The 7,713-nt window shown below is 62.7% G+C and carries 4 protein-coding genes; all 4 read left to right on the top strand.

The genetic code is table 11. The annotated features are described in order from the left end of the window. Nucleotides 1-136: 136 nt before the first annotated feature. Complete coding sequence (locus VFO93_RS21740) at nt 137-2,476, top strand: S9 family peptidase (RefSeq protein ID WP_325136481.1); 2,340 nt, start codon at nt 137-139, stop codon at nt 2,474-2,476. A 151-nt stretch (nt 2,477-2,627) separates the two neighbouring features. Beyond that, nucleotides 2,628-5,096 (top strand): penicillin acylase family protein, encoded by a 2,469-nt coding sequence (locus tag VFO93_RS21735; RefSeq protein ID WP_325136480.1) that lies wholly within the window; start codon nt 2,628-2,630, stop codon nt 5,094-5,096. A 214-nt stretch (nt 5,097-5,310) separates the two neighbouring features. Continuing rightward, the gene (locus VFO93_RS21730) at nt 5,311-5,670 is read left to right on the top strand and encodes a hypothetical protein (RefSeq protein ID WP_325136479.1); all 360 of its coding nucleotides are present in this window, start codon (nt 5,311-5,313) and stop codon (nt 5,668-5,670) included. A gap of 156 nt (nt 5,671-5,826) precedes the next feature. Further along, nucleotides 5,827-7,710: a M1 family metallopeptidase gene (locus tag VFO93_RS21725; protein ID WP_325136478.1), complete on the top strand. Its 1,884-nt coding sequence runs from the start codon at nt 5,827-5,829 to the stop codon at nt 7,708-7,710. Nucleotides 7,711-7,713: the final 3 nt, after the last annotated feature.

The following is a 7,713-nucleotide window of genomic DNA, read 5'->3' as shown; positions in this document are numbered from 1 at the left end:
CCTCTTTTTTGGAGAGGGGGCCGGGGGGTGAGGTTCACCCGACCGAGTAGTATAGCGCGGGTGCAACCGTAGGGCAAACCGCGCTACCTTTCGCCTTCGAATAATGCCAACGTTTAGTTTGTTCCCCACCAAGCTTATGCCCTCCTACGTACCGGGCCTCGTGGCCACCGCCACGCTTTTTATTGCTACCACGGCTGCGGCCCAGCAGCGGCCCGCCCTCACCGACCAAGACTATGCCCGCGCCGAGCAGTTTATGGGCTATAATACCCAGGCGCTGGTAGATGGTGCCCCCGGCCAGCCGCACTGGCTCGCCAACGACCGGTTTTGGTACCGCGTGCTCACGGCCAAGGGCAGCGAATACGTGCTGGTAGACCCGGCCCGCAAAACCCGCACCGCTGCCTTCGACCACGCCAGGCTGGCCGCCGCGCTCTCGACGGCCACGGGCAAAACTTACGAAGCCAACCGGCTGCCGAACCTAGACCTTGCATTTGCGCCCGATGGCAAGTCGGTGGCCTTCGCGGCAGCGGGCAAGCGCTGGCAGTATGACCTAGGCAGCGGGCAGCTGAGCCCCGCCGCTACGCCAGCCGCCCAGGCTAACCCTAACGCCCGCAACGAAGTCGAGTCGCCCAACGGCCAGCTGGCGGCTTACATCAAGGACTACAACTTGTGGGTGCGCGATACCAAAACCAACCAAAGCACCCAGCTCACCACCGACGGCGCCAAGGACTACGGCTACGCTACCGACAACGCCGGCTGGACCCACAGCGACGCGCCGGTGCTGCGCTGGTCGCCCGACTCGCGCAAAATCGCTACCTTCCGCCAAGACCAGCGCCAGGTGGGCGACATGTACCTCGTGACCACCAACGTAGGCCACCCCAAGCTGGAAGCCTGGAAATACCCGCTGCCCGGCGATAAGGACATTGCCATGATTGAGCGGATAATCATCGAAGTGAATAGCCCGAAAGTGGTGCGCCTGCAAGTGGCCCCCGACCCCCACCGCGGCTCGCTCTCAGACGATATTTCGAGCAGCGGCACCTTCGACGATGTGGATTGGAGTCCCGACGGCCGGGAGCTGGCCTTCGTCTCGACCTCGCGCGACCACAAGCAGGAAAAAGTGCGCCTGGCCGACGCCGCCACCGGCGCGGTGCGCGAGGTGTTTGAGGAAACCGTGCCTACGCAGTACGAATCGGGCCAGCGCGCCATCAACTGGCGCTACCTGCCCAAAACCAAAGAAATTATTTGGTATTCGGAGCGCGACAACTGGGGCCACCTCTACCTCTACGACGCGGGCACCGGCAAAGTGAAGCGCCAGATTACGAAGGGTAACTTCGTGGTGACGCAGCTGCTGGGTGTAGACGAGGCCAAGCGCCAGCTCTACTTCCTGGCCGACGGGCGCGAGCCCGGTAACCCTTACTTCGCGCACCTCTACCGCATCGGGCTCGATGGCAAGGGGCTGACCCTGCTCACGCCCGAGGCCGGCAACCACCAGGTGGCGCTGGCGCCCTCGGGCCGCTACTTCGTGGACACCTACTCGCAGCCCGACAAGCCGGGTGCCACGGTACTGCGCGGGGCCGATGGCAAGCTGATTTCGACCCTAGAGAAAACCGATATTTCGCGCCTCACGGCCACCGGCTGGAAGGCGCCCACGGCCATCACGGTAAAAGCGCAGGACGGGCAGACGGACCTCTACGGCCTGCTGTTTACGCCCACGGCGCTGGACCCAGCCAAGAAATACCCGATTATCAACTACATCTACCCCGGCCCGCAGGGTGGGGGCGTGGGCAACTGGTCGTTTTCGGCGGCTCGCAACGACAACCAGGCGCTGGCCGAGCTGGGCTTTGTGGTGGTGGTGATAGAAGGCAGCTGCAACCCGCTGCGCAGCAAGAGCTACCACGATGCCTGCTACGGCAACATGGCCGAAAATACCCTAGGTGACCAAGTGAGCGGCATGCGGCAGCTAGCCCAGAAGTACCCCTACATCGACCTGGAGCGGGCGGGCATCTGGGGGCATTCGGGCGGCGGCTACGCCACGGCGGCGGCCATGTTCCGCTACCCCGATTTCTTTAAAGTAGGCATCTCGGAATCGGGCAACCACGAAAACCGCAATTACGAAGACGATTGGGCCGAGCGTTACATCGGCCTGCTCAAAACCAACCCCGACGGCACCACCAACTACGACAACCAGGCCAACGCCACTTTTGCCAAGAACCTCAAAGGCAAGCTGATGCTGGCCCACGGCCTGATGGACGACAACGTGCCGCCCTACAACACCTGGCTGGTAGTCGAGGCCCTCACCAAGGCCAACAAGAGCTACGACCTGGTAGTATTCCCCAACGCCCACCACGGCTTTGCGCAGTATTCGCCCTACATGACGCGCCGCCGCTGGGACTACTTCGTGCAAAACCTAGCCGGCGCCCAGCCGCCCCACAACTACGAGATGCAGCCCAAGCCCGACCCGCGCAACACCGTGCAGTAGGGTAGGTATTAGCTTGTACACGGTTGTCATGCTGAGCTTGCCGAAGCATCTCTATCGCATCGTTGAACGGCTTGGATGAAGCGGCAGAGATGCTTCGACAAGCTCAGCATGACAACCGTGTGCGAGGCTCTAATTTGAAAACAAACCGCTTATGCTCCACTGGATTAAAGCCCTGCTCGCTACCCTGGCCGCCATCGCGCTGACCTGGGCGCTGAATACCAAGCACGGCGACTTGCCGCCCTTCGGCAAGCTGCTGAGCCCATTCCGGGGCTTTTGGCAAAACGGCGAAGCGGCCGACGCTTTTGCCGCGCCCCAAACGCTACAGCTGCCGGGCCTGCAAGCGCCCGTGCAGGTGCGCTACGACGACAAGCGGGTGCCGCACGTATTTGCCCAAAACGACCACGACCTGTACTACGCCCAGGGCTACCTCACGGCGCAAGACCGGCTCTGGCAGATGGACTTTATCGCCCACGTGGCGGCCGGGCGGCTGGCCGAGATAGTAGGCCCGGCCCGCCTCGAAACCGACCGCTTTTTCCGGCGCATGGGTTTGGCCTACGGGGCGCGCAAATCGCTCGACTCGGCCATGACGGACCCCGTAACGCGCACTGTGGTCACGTCTTACGCCGACGGGGTGAACGCCTACATCAACACGCTGAGCCCGCGCACGCTGCCCTTCGAATACAAGCTGCTCGACTATGCCCCCGAGCCCTGGCAGCCACTCAACAGCTACTTGATTCTAAAGTACATGGCCTTCGACCTGAGCGGCCGCTCCGACGACCTGCGCATGAGCAACGCGCTGGCCCGGTACGGCCCGGCCGTGGTGAAGGACCTGTTTCCGGACTACCCGGAGCAGGAAGACCCCATTGTGCCGGTGGGCACGCCGCTCGATTTTCAGCCCCTGCCGGTGCCGCCCACGCCGCCTAGCTTCGCGGCGGCGATGTCGGGCCTGGTGCCGCAGCACGAGCCCGACCCCGAACTGGGCTCCAACAACTTTGCGGTGAGCGGGGCCAAGTCGGCCACCGGCTACCCGTTGCTGGCCAACGACCCGCACTTGCAGCTGAACCTGCCCAGCATCTGGTACCAGATGCAGCTGGTGGCGCCGGGCGTCAACGTGTACGGCGTCAGCATTCCGGGTACGCCCACGGCCATCATCGGCTTCAACGAGCGCGTAGCCTGGGGCGTTACCAACGTGGCGGCCGACGTGCTCGACTGGTACCAGCTGAAATTCAAGGACAATACCCGGCGCGAGTACTGGCACGGCGGCCGCTGGAAACCCGTGCGCCGGGTGGTGGAGCGCATCAAGGTGCGCGGCCAGCCCGACCGCTTCGACACGGTGCTGTATACCCACCACGGCCCCATCGTGTACGATAAGCCTGAGAAGCCTTTTCTGCCGGGCCAGGTGCCCGTGGCCCACGCCATGCGCTGGACTGCCCACGACGCGGCCAACGAAGTAGGCACATTTTACCGCCTCAACCGCGCCCGCAACTACCAGGACTACACCGCCGCGCTGGCCATCTATGGCGCACCGGCCCAGAACTTTATCTTCGCCAGCGCCGACAAGGATATTGCCATCTGGCCCAACGGCCGCTTTCCGCTAAAGTGGCGCGAGCAGGGCAAATTTATCCTCGACGGTACCGACCCGGCCTACGACTGGCAAGGCTGGATTCCGGCCGCCCAAAACCCGCACGTGAAAAACCCGCCGCGCCAGTTCGTATCGTCGGCCAACCAGTTTTCAACCGGCCCCGACTACCCCTACTACCTCAACTGGAACTACGGCGACGGCACCTACGACCGCTCGCACCGCATCAATACGCGCCTGGCGCGCATGACCCAGGCCACGCCCGACAGCCTGCGGATGCTGCAAAACGACAACCTCAACCTCACCGCTCAGCTCTTGCTGCCGCGCTTGCTGGAGCTGGTAGCCGGCCCCGCCAACGGTGATACGCTAGTGGCCGCCACCTCGCCCGAGGCCCGGGTGCTGGCCGAAATGCGCCGCTGGAACTATGAGTACAACGCCGACGCCCTGGCGCCCAGCGTGTACGACTTGTGGTATAACAGCTTGGTCAAGCGCATTTGGGGCGATGACTTCGGCCCGAAAGCCACCGGCCTCGAAATGCGCTACCCCGCCCGCGACCGCACCAAGCAGCTGCTCCTGCACGAGGAAAACAGCCCCTGGATAGACGACCGCCGCACCCCACAGCGCGAAACCCTACCGCAGTTGGTGCGCCGCAGCCTGCGCTTCGCCACCGACTCGCTCACCCGCAAATACGGCCCCCTAGGTCCCAAATGGGCCTGGAAAAATCAGAAAGGCACCGATGTGCTGCACATGCTTCAGCTACCCGGCTTCGGCCACCTAGACCTAGACTGCGGCGGCGGCGCGGGTATTGTGAATGCCACGTCTGAGCGCAACGGCCCCTCGTGGCGCATGGTGGTGGCCCTAGGGCCGCAGGTGCGCGCCTACGGCGTATTCCCTGGCGGGCAAAGCGGCAACCCCGGCTCGGCTGCCTACGACGACATGCTCGAAACCTGGCGCGTGGGCCAGCTCAACGAGCTGATTTTCCTGCGCTCGGCCACCGAAACCAACCCGCGCCTGCGCGGCAGCTGGACGCTGACGAAGTAATATCTGAGTGTGGAGTTTCCTAACCATCTGTCATGCTGAGCTTGCGAAGCATCTCTACCGTTTCGTTGTAGGCGCAATTAAAAAAGTTGGTCATGCAGAGCGCAGCGAAGCATCTCGCTCACATCGTTGCTAGCGTCAGAGATTACTGCGCCATGCGAGATGCTTCGCTGCGCTCTGCATGACCAACGTTCTCAATTGAAAGATACCTAGCACTATGCGACTTTTTATCTCGATTTTAATCTTAGCCTTCCTGGCGCAGCTTTTCTTACCCTGGTGGGTGATTGCGCCACTGTGTTTCGCCCTAGCGGCCGCACTAGGCAGCACGGGTGGCCGGGCGTTCGGGGCGGGCTTTGCGGGCGTTGGGTTGGGCTGGCTGCTTACTGCGGCGTGGCTCAACATAAACAGCGCCAGCATCCTAAGTCACCGGGTGGCGCAGCTACTGCCGCTGGGTGGCCGGGGCTGGGTGTTGGTACTAGTCACGGCCGTGCTGGGCGGGCTGGTGGGGGGCGTAGCGGCGCTGGCGGGCTGCTGGATGCGGCAGGCGGCCGGGGTAGGGCGTGGGCGGGTGGCCTAACTTTGTGCCGGGCCTCCTAGCCTCGCTAAAGCAGCCGTTTAGTGACCTAGAAACGCAATGCAATGCCTTGCGTCCGTAAGCATACGCTGGCGCCAGGCGCGAGGCATCTATTTCTATGGCCTTTCGCGCTTCGTTCTATTCTCTTTTGACCCGTTGTTGAAAAAGCTTCCTTTTCTCGGCTCCGTGCTGGCCCTAGGGCTGGCCTACACCACCAGCCTGGCCCAGGCGCCGCTGCCCGTGCCGCGCAACCTGCGCGCCACCTACGACCGGGGCACCCGCTCGCCCACCGGCCAGCCGGGCCCCAAGTACTGGCAAAACACGGCCGACTATACTATTAAGGTCAACTTCGACCCCGGCACGCGGCTGGTAGCGGGCACTGTCAACATCGCCTACCAAAACAACAGCCCCGATTCGCTGCGCCAGCTGTGGTTTAAGCTTTACCCTAATATCTACCAGAAGGGCGCCCCGCGCTCGGGCAAGTTTGCACCCGAGGACCTAAGCGATGGCGTCAAAATCGCGCAACTTAGCATCAATGGCCAAGCGCTGGACGTGAGCCAGTTGGCCATCGACAATACCAATATGGTAGTGCCGCTGCCACGCGCCCTAGGTGCCCGGCAGACGGCCCAGGTGGCTGTTACGTATTCGTACACACTCAACAAGGGCTCGCACCAGCGCACGGGCGAGGTCGAGCCGGGGGCGGCATTTGTGGCGTACTTCTTCCCGCGTATTGCGGTATATGATGACATCGACGGCTGGAACCGCATTCCGTACACCGGCGGGCCGGAGATGTATAATGACTTTTGCCACTTCGCGGTCGATATCACGGTGCCGCGCAACTTCCTGGTTTGGGCCACCGGCGACCTGACCAATGCCGACCAGGTGCTCACCAAAAAGTATCTGACCCGCCTGCGCACCGCTGAGAAGAAGGATGGCTTCACCACCATCATCGACAGCACCGAGGCGCGGCGACACGATGCCACGGCGCCCAACGCGCAAAACACGTGGCACTTCGACGCCCATGATGTCACAGACTTTGTATTCGCCACCGCCGACCACTACGTCTGGGACGCTAGCAGCCTCGTGGTAGACCCCGCCACCAAGCGCCGCACCCGCGTCGATGCCGTGTATAATGCCAAGCACGAAGACTTTCGGGAGGTAGCCAAGTTTGGGCGCCGCACGGTGGAGGCCATGAGCTACACCTTCCCCAAGTGGCCGTTTCCCTACTCGCACGAAACGGTGTTCGACGGCCTCGACCAGATGGAGTACCCCATGATGGTGAACGACAACCCCACCAGCACCCGCGAGGACGCCATTACGCTCACCGACCACGAGATTTTTCACACGATGTTCCCGTTTTACATGGGCATCAACGAAACCAAGTACGGCTGGATGGATGAGGGCTGGGCCACCATCGGCGAGTGGCTGATTTCGCCCCTCATCGACTCCAAGCTGGTCGATGACTACGGCATGGTACCCTACGCCCGCGCCGCCGCCACCGAAGACGACCTGCCCATCGTGACCCTGACAACGCAGCAAACCGGCACGCCGTTCTTCCTCAATTCGTACCCCAAGCCCGGCCTAGGTTACTTGTACGTCAAGGACTTGCTCGGCGATGAGCTATTTACCAAGGCGCTGCACACCTACATCCGCACCTGGCACGGCAAGCACCCGATGCCCTACGACTTCTTTTACTCCATGAATGCCGGAGCCGGGCAAAACCTCGATTGGTTTTGGCAGCGCTGGTTTTTCGAGGGCGGCTACCCTGACCTAGGCATCACGAGCGTAACGCCGGCCGTGGGCAACACCGCTGCCGAAATCGTAGTCACGGCCAAGGGCAGCAAGCCCGTGCCCGTAGACCTCACCGTGACCTTTGCCGACGGCAGCACCGAGAAAATCCACCGCACCATCGCGGTGTGGCAAAACGCCCAGACCGTAAAAGTGCCCGTAGCCGGCCGCAAAGCCATCAAAAGCGTCACGCTCGGCAGCCTTTACGTGCCCGACAGCTACCCGGCCGACAACGTATGGCCGGCCGGGCAGTAGTCG

It is taken from the genome of Hymenobacter sp., assembly GCF_035709525.1.
Taxonomy (GTDB): Bacteria; Bacteroidota; Bacteroidia; order Cytophagales; family Hymenobacteraceae; genus Hymenobacter.
Note: the sequence above shows the minus strand (reverse complement) of the source record. Positions and strands in the feature narration are given on the sequence as shown.